We start from the raw sequence: 17,418 nt of genomic DNA on the forward strand, positions 1-17,418 counted from the left end.
TAAAAAGTCCACTTAAACGCCGTGGATAACTCTACTCAAGCGCTTAAGGGAAGTCCACCAGCCGAGGGGTCTTATGCCCCATCTGCTCAACTTTTTGGGTTAGATCCATTAGCGAAGTATCCGACTTTAATGGTCCAATTTGGACACGATACAAAGTACGGTCATTAGTCGTCGTAGGACGAATCAATACCGCAAGCTCAGGTAATAGTGGACGTAACTGGCTTTCCACATATTCTGCTGAATCTCTATTGGAGTAAGCTCCCACTTGAAGGTAACGCCCTGCTATATTTGCTGTTGGCTCTGGAGCTGCAACAACAGCTCCAGACGTTTGCCATGCTCTTGGGTCGATCGCTTCTAATCGCACATTACCTGTACCATGCTTAAGAATATCTAGCTTAGATGCTGCAGCATAAGACAGATCGATAATACGGTTGCCATGGAAAGGACCACGATCATTCACCCTTACAATCACCTGACGATTATTCGCCAAGTTCGTTACCTTCAAATAAGTCGGGATCGGCAATGATTTATGGGCAGCCGACATCTTATACATGTCATAAATTTCACCATTAGAGGTTTTATGACCATGAAACTTCTTACCGTACCAGGATGCTGTACCTGTCTCGTTATATCCTAACGAGCTATTCATTACCCAATACTGTTTGCCAAATACCGTATAAGGGCTTTTATTACCCCCACGACTCTTTGGCTCTACTTTTGGTACCGCATCTTTTACATGAGATACATCTACTGGACGATCAGGTGCTTTATCATGGCGCATTGAATAGCGGCCACTATTGGTCGTTGTGCTTGTAGAAGAACAGCCGACCAAAGCAATTGCCAATAGAACTAGACCAATTTTTTGCAGCATAGCCTACTCGTAAAATTGTTATTTTTTAGCAATCTGGCCTGATTCCGCTTTCTCATAAGCAGCTTTAATCTGCTCACTTAAGCGATAAACAGCCATCGCGTATAGCTTACTATGGTTGTAACGGGTAATAACATAAAAGTTATGAAGGCCCAACCAGTACTGCTCATCTTCATTCATGACTAAGCGCATCAAAATCGCCTTTCCTTCAGCATCTAAATCCAGCTGCGGCTGCACGCCACGCGCCTGCCACTCGCCAATAGTATGCTTAGGAATCAAACCCTTACGACCAACACTGTACCAGTTTTCGTCTCTTTCTTTCTGGAAAGACACAGCACTAATTACAGGCTCACCCGGCTTCCATTTATGCTCGGCAAAGTAGTTAGCTACACTGCCAATTGCATCGCGTTTGTTTTTCCAGATATCGCGCTTACCATCTTCATCAAAATCGATAGCAAAGTTACGGTAACTAGACGGGATAAACTGGCCGTAACCCATTGCGCCAGCATATGAACCTTTCAGTGATGTGATCTCTACTTGTTCTTCGCGGACTAGCAAGAGGTACTCTTTCAACTGTCCTAAGAAGAATTCACTACGACGGGGATAATCGAAGCCTAAAGTCGTTAGCGCATCCAACACACGGTAGCTACCTGTAATCCGCCCGTAGCGGGTTTCTACACCGATAATCGAAACAATAATCTCAGCAGGAACGCCATATTTCTTTTCCGCATCCAGTAGCGCCTGACGGTTTTCCTGCCAGAACTGAACACCTTGATTAATACGTTTCTCTTTTAAGAATATCTTGCGGTATTGCCCCCAATTCAATGTACCTTCTGCAGGTCGAGAGATCGCTTTCAATATAGAGGTTTGACGTTTAGCTTTACCTAGCACTTCACGCAGGTAAGCTTCTTCAAAGCCTTCCGCTTTCATTTCATCAATAAGCTGTTGTGCACGTGGGTAATCGGCATAAGAACCACCACGAACAGACGCCAACAAGTCTTCCTGAGTCATTCTTTTCGTAGCTTTAGCCTTTCTCTCTTGCTTAACAACACCGTCCTTTGTAGTTGTGTTAGCTACGTTTTCAGATGTAACAATTGGCCCTGTAGATTTAACCTCTGCTGTTGGTTTCTCTGTGATTACACAACCAGTGAGTAAAACACCCGCAGCAATTGCCATTGGTACAAGAAATTTAGATTTCATCCCTGAAAAGCTCCCTAAACACGTACAACATAAATAACTCCTATAAAATCGGTCTATTACAAAATAACGCCGACACACTTCTACTTTAACAACATGGTGCGATAACTATGCACCGACATAATAATGCCAAACCCTGCCATGAGGGTCACAATCGAAGTACCACCGTAACTAACCAATGGCAAAGGTACACCTACTACCGGCAGTAAACCACTTACCATGCCTATATTTACAAAAACATAAACAAAGAAAGTTAAAATCAAACTACCCGCTAACAATCGACCAAAACTATCTGGCGCACGGGCGGCAATCACCAAACCACGCGCAATAATTAACAGATACAGGGTCAACAGTATTAGAACACCGATTAAACCCATCTCCTCGGCCACAACCGCAATAATAAAGTCGGTGTGAGATTCCGGTAGGAAGTCCAACTGTGACTGAGTTCCGCTTAACCAGCCCTTACCTGAAAGACCTCCCGAACCAATCGCTGTTTTCGATTGAATGATGTTCCAGCCTGATCCAAGAGGATCACTTTCTGGATCTAAGAAAGTTAATACCCTCTGCTTCTGATAATCCTTCATGACCATCCACAAGCCAGGTAGTGCAGCTGCAGCCAAACCTAATGCTGCGAAGATGTACCGCCATAAAATCCCAGAAAGCAGCAGTACAAAAATTCCCGATGAAGCGATCAATAACGACGTTCCTAAATCCGGCTGTTTCATGATCAGCACAGTAGGAATACCCACCAGCATAAAGCTGATAAATATATGCTTAACACGCGGTGGAAGCGGCCTATGGGCCAAGTAAAAAGCTACCGTCAGCGGTAGAACTAACTTCATGATTTCCGAAGGCTGGAATCTGAAGCCGGGTAAGGCAATCCAACGCTGCGCCCCTTTAGCACCGACACCAAAGAGAATTACGCAGACAAGCAGAGCGACCCCAATCAAGTAAAGCGCGGGCGCCCACCTTCCTAAAAATCTCGGGGTAAACTGTGCCAAGACAATCATGACAAAGAAACCTACACCCATACGGATGGCCTGACGGGTGACATAACCCATATCTTGGCCTGAAGCGCTGTAAAGGACAAATAAACCAAAACAGCACAGAGCAAGCAGCAGCAATAACAGCCAACCATCTAGGTTAGTGTAACTCCACAAGCTTGGACGTTGACGCAGATGATCGTGCGCTTCTGGCATATAGCGCTCAAATTCACGTCCCATCATCGTGCAGCCACCTCCGGCTCCGTTTCTTCAGTAAAAGGATCGATACCAAGTAGATACGCATCCATCACTTGACGCGCAATAGGCGCAGCCGTACTTGAACCACCTCCGCCGTTTTCAACAATTACTGAGATAGCGATTTTTGGATCATCAATAGGTGCAAAAGCTACAAACAAGGCATGGTCACGGTGAATTTCTGCCAGTTTTTCAGCATCGTACTCTTCATCCTGCTTGATACCGACTACCTGCGCAGTACCTGTCTTACCGGCAATTTCATAAGCTGAATTTGCTCCTGAGCTGCGCGCAGTACCGCGCTTTCCATGCATTACTTCACGCATACCACGGATGATATCGTCCCAATGCTTTTCTTTATTAAGTTTTACATCAGGAAGTGGCCGCTTAACCCCGGCTATATCAGGCATATATAAAATTGGCTCTTCACCCTCTTTGGCTTCTTTAATGCCTTGTAACATTCTCGGAGAGTGCCACTTACCACGATTGGCAACAACCGCTGTCGCCGTTGCTAACTGCAATGGCGTTGCGACAAAGAAGCCCTGACCGATACTCATATTAAGGGAGTCACCGGTATACCAAGGTGTTTTACGCGCACGCTTTTTCCACTCACGAGAAGGCAGAATAGCACCGATTGCTTCCGGTAGGTCCAAACTGGTCACTTGACCAAAGCCAAACTTGCCCAAGTAATCTGACATCGGATCGACACCCATTTTATGGGCAACATCGTAATACCATACGTCACAGGATTGCGCGAGAGAGTCATACATATCAACGCGACCATGTCCTGTACGTTTCCAGTCACGGTATTTACGTCCTTCACGAGTTAAGGTGTAGAAGCCTGGGTCAAAAACAGTATAAGAAGGCTTTACAACTCCTGTATCAATCGCTGCTAAAGCAACAAGCTGCTTAATCGTCGAACCTGGGGGGTAACCGCCACGGATAGCACGGTTAAACAGTGGTAAATCTCTCGATTCCCTTAACGCCGAATAATCCTTCGATGAGATCCCCGTCACAAACAAGTTCGGGTCGTAAGCAGGGGTAGAGACTAAGGTTAAGATACCGCCGGTTTTCGGGTCCATCGCCACAACCGAGGCGCGTCGGCCTTCCAGCAGTTTCTCCGTAATCTGTTGCAGCCTAAGATCCAAGTGCAAAACTAGATCTTTACCCGGTTTAGGGTCCGTCCGCTCCAGAATACGCATCACTCGACCACGAGCATTGGTTTCTACTTTTTGAAAACCCACCTCGCCATGCAACTGATCTTCATAGAACTTTTCAATACCGAGTTTGCCGATATAGTGAGTCGCAGCATAGTTATCCTGATCAACACGCTTGAGCTCTTTCTCGTTGATTCGGCCTACATAACCCATGGCGTGAACCAATGTTTCACCATAGGGGTAGTAACGGATTAGCTCCGCCTCTACACGTACACCCGGTAAGCGATGGTAGTTAACTGATATTTTCGCGATCTCTTCTTCCGTTAAACGGAAGCGCACAGGCACCGACTGGAAGGGGCGACGACGCTGTTTAAGACGCTTTTTGAAACGCTCGACTTCACGATCGGTAATAGGGATCAGTGCTTGCAGATCGACTAGGGTTTTCTCAATGTCTTTCACTTCTTCTTTAAGAAGCGTGACACTGTAACTAGGGCGGTTATCCGCTAACAGCACCCCATTGCGGTCGTAGATTAAACCTCGCGTCGGCGGTACTGGCTGAAGTTGGACACGGTTGTCTTCCGACATCGCCACATAACGGTCGTGTTCAATAACCTGAAGATAATAGATACGCCCAAGTAGAATCCCGAGCATAATGACCACGATAAAAAACGCCAAAGCCGCACGAAACTTAAAGGTGCGGCTTTCTTTCGAGTGATCCTTGAGGCGCTCTGCTGCCATATTCCTAGCGTTCTTCTACTTGTGGTAAGGATGTCCCTGAATGACCGTCCAGGCACGATAAAGTTGTTCTGCTAACATCACCCGCACAAGCGGATGCGGTAACGTCAGTGCAGACAACGACCATTTCTGATCTGCCATTGCAGAGCAACGGCTATCCAGACCATCCGGGCCTCCAATGAGTAGACTGATATTACGGCCATCCATACGCCAGTCTTCCACTTGTGACGCCAGTTTTTCGGTTGACCAGTTTTTACCTAACACTTCCAAAGCAATAATTCGGTCGCCTTTAGGTATTGCCGCCAACATTTGATCTCCTTCCTGCTTCTTGGCACGAGCAACATCACTGCTCTTACCTCGATGCCCTAACGGAATTTCGATCATCTCAATCTGAAAATCTGCAGGTAGGCGCTTAGTATATTCCTGATAACCCTCGTTTACCCACGAAGGCATCTTGCCACCCACAGCTATGATCCGGATTTTCATAAAAAGTTCTACGCTTCTGCGTCAACGCCCCACAGGCGTTCTAGATCATAGAAATCACGCGCATCAGGCATCATTACATGAACAACCACATCGCCAAGATCCACAAGAATCCAGTCGCTTACGCCCTGACCTTCAGAACCTAGCGGCATCACACCTGCATCTTTCAGCTTAACAACTACTTCTTCACCGATAGATGCTACGTGACGCTTAGATGTACCGCTCGCGATAACCATGTAATCCGTTACGCTAGAGCGACCACGAACATCTAGATCGACAACTTCTTTGGCCTTCATATCTTCTAGTGCTGTGTGCACTAGTTCTAAAACTTTTTCAGCTTGCATTATTTCACTTCAGTTAGTTAAACCGTATAAACGGTTATCTTGAATATATTGCCAGACCCCATCAGGAAACAGATAACGAGGCGACAAGCCCTGCGCTATGGTTTCACGGATCTGCGTTGCTGATATCCCTAAGGGAGTCAGCTCATGAAACAGTACTTTGCCCGCCGGTAGCGCCATCGCCTGCTCCAAGTTTTGAGCTTTATGCTCATCTGTAAATTCTTTGATCTCACCCTCTGCAGGGAGATCGTAACCGGGCCGTTTTACCACAACGATATGGCAGTAATCGGTAAACTTATCCCATTCATACCAGCTAGGTAACGTCATATAAGAATCCATACCCATGATCATAAAGATTGGGCATTGATCACCTAATTCAGAACGTAATCCCTGCAGTGTCAGGAATGAGTAAGAAGGCTGCTCAGAACTAATTTCTCGATCATCAGCACACAAGCTTGGCTCATCGGCTACCGCCAACTTCACCATCTCTAAACGTTGTTCAGAGGTTCGACCTGGAGTCGCTCTGTGCACTGGAGTTTTAGAGGGGATCAAACAGAGCTGATCCACGCCTAACCAATGCTGTAATTCCAGAGCCGTTCTCAGATGGCCATTATGGATGGGATCAAAAGTCCCACCCATAAAAGCAAAAGCGTTCGCTTTCATAATCTAACTTACTGACGGATGTGACCATCACCTAGTACAACGTACTTCTCAGAGGTCAATCCATCCAAACCTACCGGCCCGCGCGCGTGGATCTTATCAGTAGAGATACCGATTTCAGCACCTAGACCGTACTCAAAACCATCCGCAAAGCGGGTTGAGGCATTAACCATTACCGAACTGGAATCTACTTCACGCAAGAATGCACGTGACTTAGTGTAGTTCTCAGTAATGATCGAATCTGTATGGTGTGAACCGTAACGGTTGATATGACGAATCGCTTCATCCATATCGTCCACCAATTTGATTGCCAATACTGGTGCTAGGTATTCGGTTACCCAATCTTCTTCTGTCGCATCATTGATAAATGGCAACAGAGCTTTCGTACGCTCACAACCACGCAGTTCAACACCTACAGCCTGATAGCGTTCCGCTAGCTCAGGTAGTACTTCAGGTGCAATATTGGCATGCACCAATAGCGTTTCCATAGTGTTACAAGTGCCGTAACGGTGTATTTTAGCGTTCAAAGCAACATTCACTGCTTTGCCTTTATCCGCCTGTTCATCAATATAAACATGGCAGATCCCGTCCAAGTGTTTAATTACCGTCACTTTCGCATCGCGACTGATACGCTCGATCAAACCTTTACCACCACGTGGAACAATCACATCCACGTATTCTGGCATTGTAATCATCTGACCAACCGCTTCACGGTCAGTCGTTTCAACAACCTGTACTGCGTTTTCTGGTAAGCCCGCAGCACTCAAACCTTGGCGGATGCACTCGGCTACCGCTTGGTTAGAATGAATCGCTTCAGAGCCACCACGAAGAATCGTCGCGTTACCGGATTTTAGACACAGACTCGCTGCTTCAACCGTTACGTTTGGACGAGACTCATAAATAATACCGATCACGCCTAGCGGCACACGCATTTTACCTACCTGGATACCACTCGGTAGGTATTTAAGATCAGTGATTGCGCCTACTGGATCTGGTAAAGCTGCAACCTGACGTAGACCCTCGATCATAGTGTCGATACGAGCATCGGTTAGCTCAAGGCGATCCAACATGGCATCGTCCAAACCGTTTGAACGACCATTGTCTAAGTCTTTTGCATTCGCTTCACGCAGTGCCGGTCGGCTACTATCGATAGCACCAGCCATTGCCAACAACGCCTGATTTTTTAGGTTAGTGTCTGCTTTAGCGACTAGGCGCGCCGCTGCACGGGCATTTTCACCTAGCTGAATCATATATTCTTGTACGTTCATTGCTGTCCTTCCTATCGATAAGCCCTTTATTATAGCGTCAGGGACACTTGGGTTATACCTCTAATGCAAATCATATTCACCCTCGGTAGAATGACCTGTTATTATTTGCCCCTGCATCCGTTTTTGAGCTAACACTGACCGTGACTAACAACGCCAAATCAAAGCCTAATTTCAGAAGGAATCTGACGCTATCCTTAGGCGTAGTGCTATTGGTGGGCTTTGTCGTCAGTATTCTCTACATGCACTTAGCAACCAGCCGACAGGCGGTGCATGAAACGCAAATCATCGGGCAGAACATTGCTAAACAGAGCCAACTCCTGATCCGACCTCTGCTTCTCTCGGATGATCGCGTCAGTCTGAACTATTTACTCAGCGAATTAACCCAGCTTGAGTATGTTGGCGGCCTACATGTACAAGATGCCAATGGCTTCACTCTTGCTCGAGCAGGTAAATCCAGCCAGCAGACTTTGCAACAGCAGCTAATTCAACAAGAAAAGACCATTGGCACAGTCACAATCTGGCTAGACAGCGGCCCTGTCGAGCAGTTACTACGCAGTCAGCTCTGGCCTTTACTGATTATCGCTATCTTCACCGCGATTTTGCTACTGACAACCAGTTGGTTCTTTACCCGATCAGATAAATTCATCTCTGAGAGCAACGCAGATGAGGAAGAAAAGTTTGAGCCTTCGTTCTCCGATACGCTGGCTACTCAGACGCCTGCTGAAAGCACACCTCAAGAGATTGCCGAAGACACTGTCACTATCTGCTCCGCAACAGCAGAAATCACTCAACCAGAAAGCCAAGCACACATTTCAGTTGAAAGCGCTCAAACCGCTAACGAAGCAGCGCCTGTGATTAGGCCATCTGTAGAGGCAGAAAACCTAGTTCAAGATAATACTGAAACGGGGCCTAAAGCCGCGCCAGAAGCCATTGACGAACCACAAGCACCAAACCAAAAGGCTTCTGATCTGCTTCACACCCACGAATTGGTAGATCTTCTCAAACCGGCACCAAGTACTCAGCAGCAGATGCCCAAATTTGAGCATCAACCACAGCAGCTTGACGATTCTGAAAACGTCGCAAATACCGTCGAGACTCTAGTACTAGAAGAAGAACCGGTAGCCACGCAAGAAACGCATACTCCGATGCGTGAAAACCCTCTGCTGAAGAGCATGAATGAGCGTCATGAGGAGCAGCTGGACCTTTATAGCTTTGAGCATGAACTCGAACTAATTCTTACGCCACAAGATTCCATCTATCTGTTCTATATCGATGCCAATACTGCCAGCAGCGATAATATGGAGCCTGACGAGAAGGCAACACTGCTGAATGTATATCATCACCTGGCAAAACAGGTCGCACGTATTTATAACGGTGCCTGCGAGCAACTGCCCAATAAAGATATTCTGCTGCGTTTTGAATTAAGGGACGAAAAGGATAGCCACGGCATTAATGCCCTGTGTGCAGGCCAGCTATTCAACCTGTTATACAAAGGCTTTAATCACTCTCGTATTCGTGGATTCCAGCCAGTATTAAGTCTGCAGATGTCCCTAGCCCGTGGCCATCATGACAAGCATGATCTGGTAAAAGAGGAAGCTCACTTCCTCACGCGCACTACTAATAGCAACGATCTGATCAGCCATACAGCGCTAACCGAAGCCCCTTTACTAAAAGAGGCGATGTTGCAAAAAGCCGATATTAGGCGCGAAGATGAAGACAAAGTATTGCTACTTAAAGTCACACCTAAGCATCAAACACTGCTACAGAAACAAGCGAATCACCTGTTAACCAAGATCTTTAAAAAGTCCTAATTAAGACGGTTTAAAAGGAGCTATCCCTTGCCACACTTAATCATCGAATACTCCAAGCAGATTGAAGATAAGGTAGAAATTACGATTGTTATGGAGAGGGTTTTCCAAGGTGCTGTCGCAGCCAACCTATTTGCTGAAACAGATATAAAGGTCCGCACACATGCTTACGAGCAACACATGAATGGCGCAGGGCTTAATGGCTTTATCCACGTTTCATCGCGGATTTTAAGCGGTCGTGATACCGAGCAGAAAACCCAACTGACTCAAGCAGTGCTTACTGAACTCAAAACTCTCGGCTTGAAAGACCTTTCGATTACCGTCGAAGTACTGGATATAGATCGCGATAGCTACGCGAAACATATAAGTTAAGCACACAAAGCCCAACCATTAAAAAAGGCGCTGCAGATATATATCTACAGCGCCTTTTTCAAAGACTCAATGTCTCGTGAAAGTCGCCTATTTACGCTTTGGCTTTTTCACTTTTAAACCTTTCTGCTTACCTTTCAATTTGGGCTTAGGCTTAGCCGTAGCCTTACGCTTTTTAGACTTCTTGCTCTTACCCGCACTTGGGCCAGAAAATTCCATCAATTCGCGCTCTGCAGAAGATAATTCTTTACCATGATTTGGTTGAGCCTTAGCCATACGCTTTTTAGGCGCGCCCTCAGCCGTTGCCGCAGGCTTTTTACGCGATTTACGCAGAGCATCACGCTTAGAACCTTTCTTCGGCTTACTGCGTTCTTCATCCTTAGCAGGACGATGACCCCACTCATGTTTATGGCCTGGCAGCTTTTTATCGCCTTTTGACGATGGACCGCCGATCTTACCTTCAGCTAACAGCTGACGCGTGGTTTTCTTTTTCTTAACTGGCTGATGATCGATCAGTTCAAAATCGATCTTACGTTCATCCAGATCCACACGCGCGACTTTAACGCGTAAACGATCACCCAGCTTGAACACTTTACGAGTACGTTCACCCACTAAGCGCTGCTTAGCTTGATCAAATACGTAGTAATCACCCGGCAAACCAGTGATATGCACAAGACCTTCAACAAACAGCTCATCAAGCTCAACAAAGACACCAAAGCCGGTAACAGCAGCAATCACGCCTTCGTATTCGTCACCCACATGCTCCTGCATGTATTCACACTTAAGCCACGCCACAACATCACGAGTCGCATCATCTGAGCGTCGCTCTGTCATAGAACAGTGCTCACCCAATTGCAGCAGCTGCTCCATGCTGTAGCTGCATGCGAAATCTGCATTTTGAGCAAAGTCATCCGGGCGTTTAATCGCTTTATCCTGACTTTCGGAATGGATACGGGCACGAATTAAGCGGTGCACCAACAGATCTGGGTAACGACGAATTGGCGAGGTAAAGTGCGTGTACGCAGGATACGCCAAACCGAAGTGACCTTGGTTATCAGGACTGTATACCGCTTGCTGCATAGAGCGCAGCATCATGGTCTGAATCAGATGACGATCAGGACGCTCTTCGATGATCTCTGCCAGCTCTTGGTAATGAATCGGCTCAGGTGTATCACCACCGCCAAGGTTAAGACCCAGCTCACCCAAATAAGCACGCAGATTCTGCAGTTTCTGCTCTTTCGGGCCTTCGTGGACGCGATAAATAGCAGGAACTTTCAGCTTGCTCAGGAAGCGCGCTGTCGCAACGTTCGCACACAACATACACTCTTCGATCAACTTATGCGCATCGTTACGGTAAACCGGAACAATCTGGTCGATCTTACGATCTTCGCCGAAGATCATACGCGTTTCAGTTGTTTCGAAATCTATCGCACCACGGATTTCACGGGCTTTGCGCAGAGCAAAGTAAAGACTGTATAAGTCTTCAAGATGAGGAACCACATCGGCGTACTCCGCACGCAATGCTTTTGATTCTTCCTCTTCTGGCTGCATCAGCATCTTGCCAACCTTAGTGTAGGTTAGACGCGCATGAGAGCTGATGACCGCTTCATAGAACTGATAACCGGATAGATTGCCCGATTCGCTAATGGTCATTTCACAAACCATCGCCAAGCGATCTACCTTAGGGTTTAACGAGCACAAGCCGTTTGATAGCAGCTCTGGCAGCATCGGTACAACAAACTCAGGGAAGTAAGTTGAGTTCGCGCGCTGATAAGCTTCTTTATCTAGTTCGGAATCTGGTCGCACATACCAAGATACGTCCGCAATCGCGACCCATAAGCGCCAGCCGCCGGACTTTTTGCGTTCAGCATACACCGCATCATCAAAGTCTTTAGCGTCTTCACCATCAATAGTAACAAGCGGCAGATCACGTAGATCAACACGATTAGCCTTGGCACTCTCTTCAACTTCAGCAGTCAGCTCGCCGATCTCTTGGCGAACAGTTTCTGGCCATTCGTGCGGAATTTCGTAGTTGTGGATAGCAACGGTGATTTCCATGCCTGGCGCCATATGGTCACCCAGCACTTCAGTTACTTTTGCTTGTGGCAATTGACGCTTACTTGGCTGATTGATCAGCTCAGCAACAACCAACTGACCATCTTTATACGTTAACGGTGTTTCAGCCTCAGGATCAGGAACAATCATGATCTCTTGCGTGATACGCTGATTTTCAGGGCGAATATAACCAAAACCATCCTGACCACTAAAACGCCCTACCAATTTACGGGTATTTCGCTCTAGTACATCAACGATTTTACCCTCACGACGACCTTTAAAATCGACGTTGGTTTCTTGCACTAAAACTCGATCACCATCGAATACTTGGCGCATTTGACGAGGACTTAGCTTGAGATCATCGCCGCCCTCTTCAGGCTTAACAAATCCATAACCATCTCGATGACCAATAACACGGCCTTTGATCAGCGACATCTTATCCATCAGCGCAAATTCATTGCGGCGATTACTCATCAACTGACCATCACGACACATCGCCTTCAATCGGAAGAAGACGGCATCACGACTTTCTGGATCCCAGACACCTAAACCTTCGCACAGCTGTGCATGTCCAATCGGCGCGCCCCACTCCTGCATGTACTGCAGAATGTAATCGCGGCTCGGTACCGGGTTGGAATACTTCTCCGCTTCCGCTGCGGCTTTAGGGTCACTTTTAGTCCAATCTTTACTCATAGAGTTCTCAAAAACGAAATGGCTAGGGCATTTATCTAGCTAGAATAACACGCCAAAGGCTTTCTTTTAGGATAGCACCGCTTAAAGCGATGATTTACAGGCATTTTAAACGAAAAAAGCCGGCAAATGCCGGCTCTTGTCAAACTTAAGGACGATCATCGACCTCAGTCTCTTTCTCCTCAGGAGGGAGAAGATCCTCTTTACAGATGTTCATCGCAATCAGGACGTTAGCCGCCACATAGATGGAGGAGTATGTACCAATAAATACACCCACCAACAATGCAGTCGCGAAACCGTGAATCATTTCACCACCGAATACGCTTAGCGCCAACAATACCAACAATGTGGTTAAAGAGGTCACCAAGGTACGACCCAAGGTTTGCGTCAATGAGATATTCATTACCTCTAACGGCGTACCTTTACGCACTTTACGGAAGTTCTCACGAATACGGTCAGACACTACGATGGTATCGTTCAACGAGTAACCGATTACCGCAAGTACTGCTGCCAGTACCGTCAGGTCAAAGTCCAACTTAAATAGGGCAAAGAAACCAAGCACGATCAATACGTCGTGTGCCAAGGCCGCTACTGCACCTACAGAGAACTTAATTTGGAAACGGAACGCTACGTAAACCATGATCATGAACAATGCCAACAGCATGCCCAGACCACCTTGCTCACGTAGCTCTTCACCTACCTGCGCACCTACGAACTCGTTACGACGCAAGTTAAGCTGCTGTGATTCGCCCGCCTGCAATGCAGAAAGAACTTTATCACCCAGCTGCGGATCATGATCCTGACCTAAACGGATAAGAATATCGGTTGGTGAACCAAAGGTTTGCACCACCGCATCTTCAAACCCAACATCTTTTAGCTGATCACGGATCTTGTTTAGGTCAGCTGGCTGTTCGTAGCCAATCTCAACCAAACTACCGCCGGTAAAGTCCAAACCGAACTTCAAACCGTTAACAGCCAAAGCACCAATAGAGACTATCAATAAGACCACAGAACAAGCTGCTGCGATCTTACGGAAGCCCATGAAGTTATATATCTTTTGTGTAGACATCACAGCTTCCTCAGATTGATAGTTTGCTAACTTGGCGGCCGCCGTAAGTTAAGTTAACCAGTGCACGTGTTACAAGAATCGCCGTGAACATAGAGGTCAAAATACCTACAGATAGCGTGATCGCGAAGCCTTTAACTGGCCCCGTACCCATCGCAAACAAAATAACTGCCGCAAGAAGCGTTGTGATGTTGGCATCAAAGATGGTTGTAGTCGCGCCTTTGAAACCAGCATTAATTGCTGATTGCGGTGGCAGACCATTTTTAAGTTCTTCTTTGATACGCGAGAAGATCAGTACGTTCGCATCCACGGCCATACCAACCGTCAATACGATACCCGCAATACCCGGCAGCGTAAGCGTTGCCGATAGCATCGACATCACTGCAACCAATAGCATCAGGTTCAAGGTCAGTGCGATATTCGCTAGTAGACCAAACACGCGGTAGTACAAAATCATGAATAGCAATACTAGGGCTAGACCGATCTGAACCGACATCACACCGGTTTCGATGTTCTGCGCACCCAAGCTTGGGCCTACTGTACGCTCCTCTACAAAGTAGATTGGCGCAGCCAGTGCACCGGCACGTAGCAATAGCGCTAGTTCAGAAGATTCGCCTGCTCCATCCAAACCTGTAATTCGGAAAGAGTTACCCAATACTGCCTGAATCGTCGCAAGAGAGATAATGTTCTTCTCGGTGTAACGTACTTTTTCCGTTACCTGAACACCATCAACCGTCTTAGTTACCGTACGCTCTTTATCTTCTACGAACAGTACAGCCATGCGGCGTTGTACAGCGTTCTTAGTGGTACGAGCCATTAGCTCACCACCTTTAGAATCAAGCGAGATGTTTACCTGTGGCTGACCGTTCTCATCGAAAGAAGCCTGCGCGTTAGATACGTTATCACCTTTGATGATGACATCTTTCTCTAGCGTAGCTTTACGACCTAGCTCACTACGGAACTCATAAACCTCAGTACGTGCAGAGCTTGCACCTGGTTTCGCTTCCAAACGGAATTCAAGCGTTGCTGTCTTACCGATAATTTTCTTCGCCGCCGCAGTATCCTGGATACCCGGTAGCTGAACTACGATACGGTTACGACCTTGACGCTGAACCAGCGGCTCAGCTACACCTAGTTCGTTTACACGGTTACGAAGTGTTGTCAGGTTCTGTTTGATCGCATAAGTTTCGATATCACGAACAGCTTGTTCAGTCAGGTTAACTTCAACATAAAACTCACCATCGCGCTCATCTGCAGTGACTAAGAACTCAGTATATTCCTGACGTAGAAGGTTAACCGCTGCATCACGAGACTCTAGCTTGGTAAATTTAATTGCCAAGGCACCGTTTTCACGCGTTTCTAGCTTACGGTAACGTAGCTTCTCTTCACGTAGACGACCTTTGATCTCAGACGCATAGTTTTCTAGCTTCTGAGTCACCGCTTTTGGTAGATCAACTTCTAGAAGGAAGTGAACACCACCACGTAGGTCAAGACCAAGCTTCATTGGGCCTGCACCCATAGAAGAAAGCCATTCTGGCGTTGTTGGTGCCAAGTTAAGCGCTACAACGTAATCATCGCCTACTACACGAGTAATAATATCTTTCGCTTTAAGCTGGGAGTCGCCATCAGGGAAACGGATAAGGCCAGCTTTTCTCTCAAGCTCAGTTTCCTTAACAGATACACCTTCACGCTCCAGCGCAGCAGTAACTTTTTCGATTAGCGGCTGATCCACTTCAAATACATCACGTGTACCAGTTAGCTGGATCGCATAATCATCGGGATACAAGTTAGGTGCAGCGTATAAACCACCGAACACTAACACAAACAAAATAAGGAGATTTTTCCAGAGGGGGTATCGATTGAGCATAGCGCCCTATTCCCTGATAGAAACAGAAACGCCACTACTAGATGTAGTGGCGTCTGTGAATTAGCTTAGATGCTCTTAAGAGTGCCTTTTGGCAGAGCTGCTGATACGTGAGTTTTTTGGAAAGTCAGTTCAGTACCTTCGCTCACTTCTAGAACAATGTAGTCGTCGTTTAGGTTAACTACTTTACCCAGAATACCACCTGCAGTGATCACTTCGTCACCTTTGCTAAGGCCACCTAGAAGCTCTTTGTGCTCTTTAGCGCGCTTAGCCTGTGGACGCCACATGAAGAAGTAGAAGATCAGACCAAAGCCAACCAAGAAGATCATGTTGAACATACCAGAATCCATTGGGGCACCGGCAGCACCTTCAGCATAAGCTGGGGAGATAAAGAAGCTCATTTAGCTACTCCTAAAAATAATGTAAAAATTCTTGTCGTTATAAAAGCACTAACAACTTATATGGAGTCAATTGCGGGCGTTTCAAGGCCACGCTTACGATAAAATTCGTCCACAAAGTCGCTCAATTTACCCTGTTCGATAGCTTGACGCAATCCAGCCATTAGCTGCTGATAGTAATGCAGGTTATGAATGGTATTTAACTGCGCGCCTAAGATCTCTTTACACTTATCCAAGTGGTGCAAATATGCACGGCTAAAGTTCTGGCAAGTGTAGCAATCACAGTTCTCATCAAGCGGACGCGTATCGGTTTTATTTACCGCATTACGGATCTTAACCACACCCGTATCGGTAAATAGGAAGCCGTTTCGCGCGTTACGTGTTGGCATTACACAGTCGAACATATCGACACCACGGCGAACCGCTTCAACGATATCTTCTGGCTTACCTACACCCATCAAATAGCGTGGTTTCTCAGCCGGCATTTTGTAGGCAAGATGATCCAGTACTTTCACCATCTCATCTTTAGGCTCACCTACCGACAGACCGCCAATGGCATAACCATCAAAACCGATCTCTTCCAAGCCTTTCATCGATTCATCACGTAGGTGCGGGTACATACCGCCCTGAACGATACCAAACAGCGCTGCTGGGTTATCGCCGTGTGCGTCTTTAGAGCGCTTAGCCCAACGCATAGATAGGCGCATAGACTCAGCCGCTTCGGTTTCTGTCGCAGGGTATGGCGTACATTCATCGAAGATCATTACGATGTCAGAACCCAACTCGCGCTGAACCTGCATCGACTCTTCTGGGCCCATAAACACTTTGCTGCCGTTTACAGGGGACTGAAAGGTCACACCCTCTTCGGTGATCTTACGCATTTTACCCAAGCTAAATACCTGGAAACCACCGGAGTCAGTTAGGATCGGGCCTTTCCACTGCATAAAGTCATGCAGATCGCCATGTTGCTTAACAATCTCGGTACCCGGACGCAGCATCAGGTGGAAAGTATTACCCAAAATAATCTGTGCGCCAGTCGCTTCAATATCTCTCGGCGTCATACCTTTAACCGTGCCGTAAGTACCTACCGGCATAAACGCTGGCGTTTCAACCGTACCACGTGGGAACTGCAAGCGACCGCGACGGGCTTTACCATCTTCAGCCAGCTTATCAAACTGCATAAAACATTCTCTGCTCATTTAACTCTTACCTCTAATTTACGCA

At 46.9% G+C, this 17,418-nt stretch carries 15 protein-coding genes; 2 read left to right on the forward strand and 13 right to left on the reverse strand.

Annotation, left to right across the window (positions count from 1 at the left end; translation table 11 throughout):
• Positions 1 to 43: 43 nt before the first annotated feature.
• The 8 genes from ACMXYO_RS14845 to ACMXYO_RS14880 all read right to left on the reverse strand — a co-directional run bounded on the left by ACMXYO_RS14845 (position 44) and on the right by ACMXYO_RS14880 (position 7,944).
• Complete coding sequence (locus tag ACMXYO_RS14845; RefSeq protein WP_415885897.1) at positions 44 to 871, reverse strand: septal ring lytic transglycosylase RlpA family protein; 828 nt, start codon at positions 869 to 871, stop codon at positions 44 to 46.
• 18 nt (positions 872 to 889) lie between these two features.
• On the reverse strand, positions 890 to 2,068 hold the full coding sequence (gene mltB / locus ACMXYO_RS14850; protein WP_415885898.1) for a lytic murein transglycosylase B: 1,179 nt from the start codon (positions 2,066 to 2,068) through the stop codon (positions 890 to 892).
• Between the two features lie 80 nt (positions 2,069 to 2,148).
• Positions 2,149 to 3,288 (reverse strand): rod shape-determining protein RodA, encoded by a 1,140-nt coding sequence (gene rodA, locus ACMXYO_RS14855; RefSeq protein WP_415888111.1) that lies wholly within the window; start codon positions 3,286 to 3,288, stop codon positions 2,149 to 2,151.
• Positions 3,288 to 5,195, reverse strand: a complete 1,908-nt coding sequence (gene mrdA / locus ACMXYO_RS14860) for a penicillin-binding protein 2 (RefSeq protein WP_415885899.1) — start codon at positions 5,193 to 5,195, stop codon at positions 3,288 to 3,290. Before mrdA ends, rodA begins: the two co-directional genes overlap by 1 nt.
• A gap of 15 nt (positions 5,196 to 5,210) precedes the next feature.
• Positions 5,211 to 5,678, reverse strand: a complete 468-nt coding sequence (rlmH, locus tag ACMXYO_RS14865) for a 23S rRNA (pseudouridine(1915)-N(3))-methyltransferase RlmH (protein ID WP_415882511.1) — start codon at positions 5,676 to 5,678, stop codon at positions 5,211 to 5,213.
• An 8-nt stretch (positions 5,679 to 5,686) separates the two neighbouring features.
• Positions 5,687 to 6,019 (reverse strand): ribosome silencing factor, encoded by a 333-nt coding sequence (gene rsfS / locus ACMXYO_RS14870; RefSeq protein ID WP_415885901.1) that lies wholly within the window; start codon positions 6,017 to 6,019, stop codon positions 5,687 to 5,689.
• 9 nt (positions 6,020 to 6,028) lie between these two features.
• Positions 6,029 to 6,679 carry a nicotinate-nucleotide adenylyltransferase gene (gene nadD / locus ACMXYO_RS14875; RefSeq protein ID WP_415885902.1) on the reverse strand — a complete coding sequence of 217 codons (651 nt, stop codon included), beginning with the start codon at positions 6,677 to 6,679 and terminating at the stop codon, positions 6,029 to 6,031.
• An 8-nt stretch (positions 6,680 to 6,687) separates the two neighbouring features.
• Positions 6,688 to 7,944 carry a glutamate-5-semialdehyde dehydrogenase gene (locus tag ACMXYO_RS14880; RefSeq protein ID WP_415885903.1) on the reverse strand — a complete coding sequence of 419 codons (1,257 nt, stop codon included), beginning with the start codon at positions 7,942 to 7,944 and terminating at the stop codon, positions 6,688 to 6,690.
• Positions 7,945 to 8,084: 140 nt separating this feature from the next.
• Here ACMXYO_RS14880 and ACMXYO_RS14885 point away from each other — a divergent pair, with 140 nt between their 5' ends.
• Both ACMXYO_RS14885 and ACMXYO_RS14890 read left to right on the forward strand, forming a co-directional pair.
• Positions 8,085 to 9,755: a hypothetical protein gene (locus ACMXYO_RS14885; RefSeq protein ID WP_415885904.1), complete on the forward strand. Its 1,671-nt coding sequence runs from the start codon at positions 8,085 to 8,087 to the stop codon at positions 9,753 to 9,755.
• Between the two features lie 27 nt (positions 9,756 to 9,782).
• Entirely contained in the window at positions 9,783 to 10,124 is a 342-nt protein-coding gene (locus tag ACMXYO_RS14890) for a 5-carboxymethyl-2-hydroxymuconate Delta-isomerase (protein ID WP_415885905.1), read from the forward strand.
• A gap of 87 nt (positions 10,125 to 10,211) precedes the next feature.
• Here ACMXYO_RS14890 and rnr read toward each other — a convergent pair whose 3' ends face one another.
• The 5 genes from rnr to tgt all read right to left on the reverse strand — a co-directional run bounded on the left by rnr (position 10,212) and on the right by tgt (position 17,393).
• Complete coding sequence (gene rnr, locus ACMXYO_RS14895) at positions 10,212 to 12,869, reverse strand: ribonuclease R (RefSeq protein ID WP_415885906.1); 2,658 nt, start codon at positions 12,867 to 12,869, stop codon at positions 10,212 to 10,214.
• 145 nt (positions 12,870 to 13,014) lie between these two features.
• Complete coding sequence (gene secF / locus ACMXYO_RS14900; RefSeq protein ID WP_415885907.1) at positions 13,015 to 13,935, reverse strand: protein translocase subunit SecF; 921 nt, start codon at positions 13,933 to 13,935, stop codon at positions 13,015 to 13,017.
• Between the two features lie 10 nt (positions 13,936 to 13,945).
• Positions 13,946 to 15,799: a protein translocase subunit SecD gene (secD, locus tag ACMXYO_RS14905; RefSeq protein ID WP_415885908.1), complete on the reverse strand. Its 1,854-nt coding sequence runs from the start codon at positions 15,797 to 15,799 to the stop codon at positions 13,946 to 13,948.
• Between the two features lie 65 nt (positions 15,800 to 15,864).
• On the reverse strand, positions 15,865 to 16,197 hold the full coding sequence (gene yajC / locus ACMXYO_RS14910; protein WP_415882520.1) for a preprotein translocase subunit YajC: 333 nt from the start codon (positions 16,195 to 16,197) through the stop codon (positions 15,865 to 15,867).
• Between the two features lie 56 nt (positions 16,198 to 16,253).
• The gene (gene tgt, locus ACMXYO_RS14915; protein WP_415885909.1) at positions 16,254 to 17,393 is read right to left on the reverse strand and encodes a tRNA guanosine(34) transglycosylase Tgt; all 1,140 of its coding nucleotides are present in this window, start codon (positions 17,391 to 17,393) and stop codon (positions 16,254 to 16,256) included.
• Positions 17,394 to 17,418 lie beyond the last annotated feature (25 nt).

Origin of the sequence: Neptuniibacter sp. QD37_6 (assembly GCF_047778085.1) — a bacterium.
In the GTDB taxonomy this organism is placed as follows: Bacteria; Pseudomonadota; Gammaproteobacteria; order Pseudomonadales; family Balneatricaceae; genus Neptuniibacter.

Excerpts from the sequence above, each read along its gene's own strand:
- rnr (WP_415885906.1), bottom strand. The coding sequence starts at position 12,869 with ATGAGTAAAGATTGGACTAAAAGTGACCCTAAAGCCGCAGCGGAAGCG.
- rsfS (WP_415885901.1), bottom strand. The coding sequence starts at position 6,019 with ATGCAAGCTGAAAAAGTTTTAGAACTAGTGCACACAGCACTAGAAGAT.
- mrdA (WP_415885899.1), bottom strand. The coding sequence starts at position 5,195 with ATGGCAGCAGAGCGCCTCAAGGATCACTCGAAAGAAAGCCGCACCTTT.
- rlmH (WP_415882511.1), bottom strand. The coding sequence starts at position 5,678 with ATGAAAATCCGGATCATAGCTGTGGGTGGCAAGATGCCTTCGTGGGTA.
- ACMXYO_RS14880 (WP_415885903.1), bottom strand. The coding sequence starts at position 7,944 with ATGAACGTACAAGAATATATGATTCAGCTAGGTGAAAATGCCCGTGCA.
- ACMXYO_RS14845 (WP_415885897.1), bottom strand. The coding sequence starts at position 871 with ATGCTGCAAAAAATTGGTCTAGTTCTATTGGCAATTGCTTTGGTCGGC.
- nadD (WP_415885902.1), bottom strand. The coding sequence starts at position 6,679 with ATGAAAGCGAACGCTTTTGCTTTTATGGGTGGGACTTTTGATCCCATC.
- rodA (WP_415888111.1), bottom strand. The coding sequence starts at position 3,288 with ATGGGACGTGAATTTGAGCGCTATATGCCAGAAGCGCACGATCATCTG.
- mltB (WP_415885898.1), bottom strand. The coding sequence starts at position 2,068 with ATGAAATCTAAATTTCTTGTACCAATGGCAATTGCTGCGGGTGTTTTA.
- yajC (WP_415882520.1), bottom strand. The coding sequence starts at position 16,197 with ATGAGCTTCTTTATCTCCCCAGCTTATGCTGAAGGTGCTGCCGGTGCC.
- secF (WP_415885907.1), bottom strand. The coding sequence starts at position 13,935 with ATGTCTACACAAAAGATATATAACTTCATGGGCTTCCGTAAGATCGCA.
- tgt (WP_415885909.1), bottom strand. The coding sequence starts at position 17,393 with ATGAGCAGAGAATGTTTTATGCAGTTTGATAAGCTGGCTGAAGATGGT.
- secD (WP_415885908.1), bottom strand. The coding sequence starts at position 15,799 with ATGCTCAATCGATACCCCCTCTGGAAAAATCTCCTTATTTTGTTTGTG.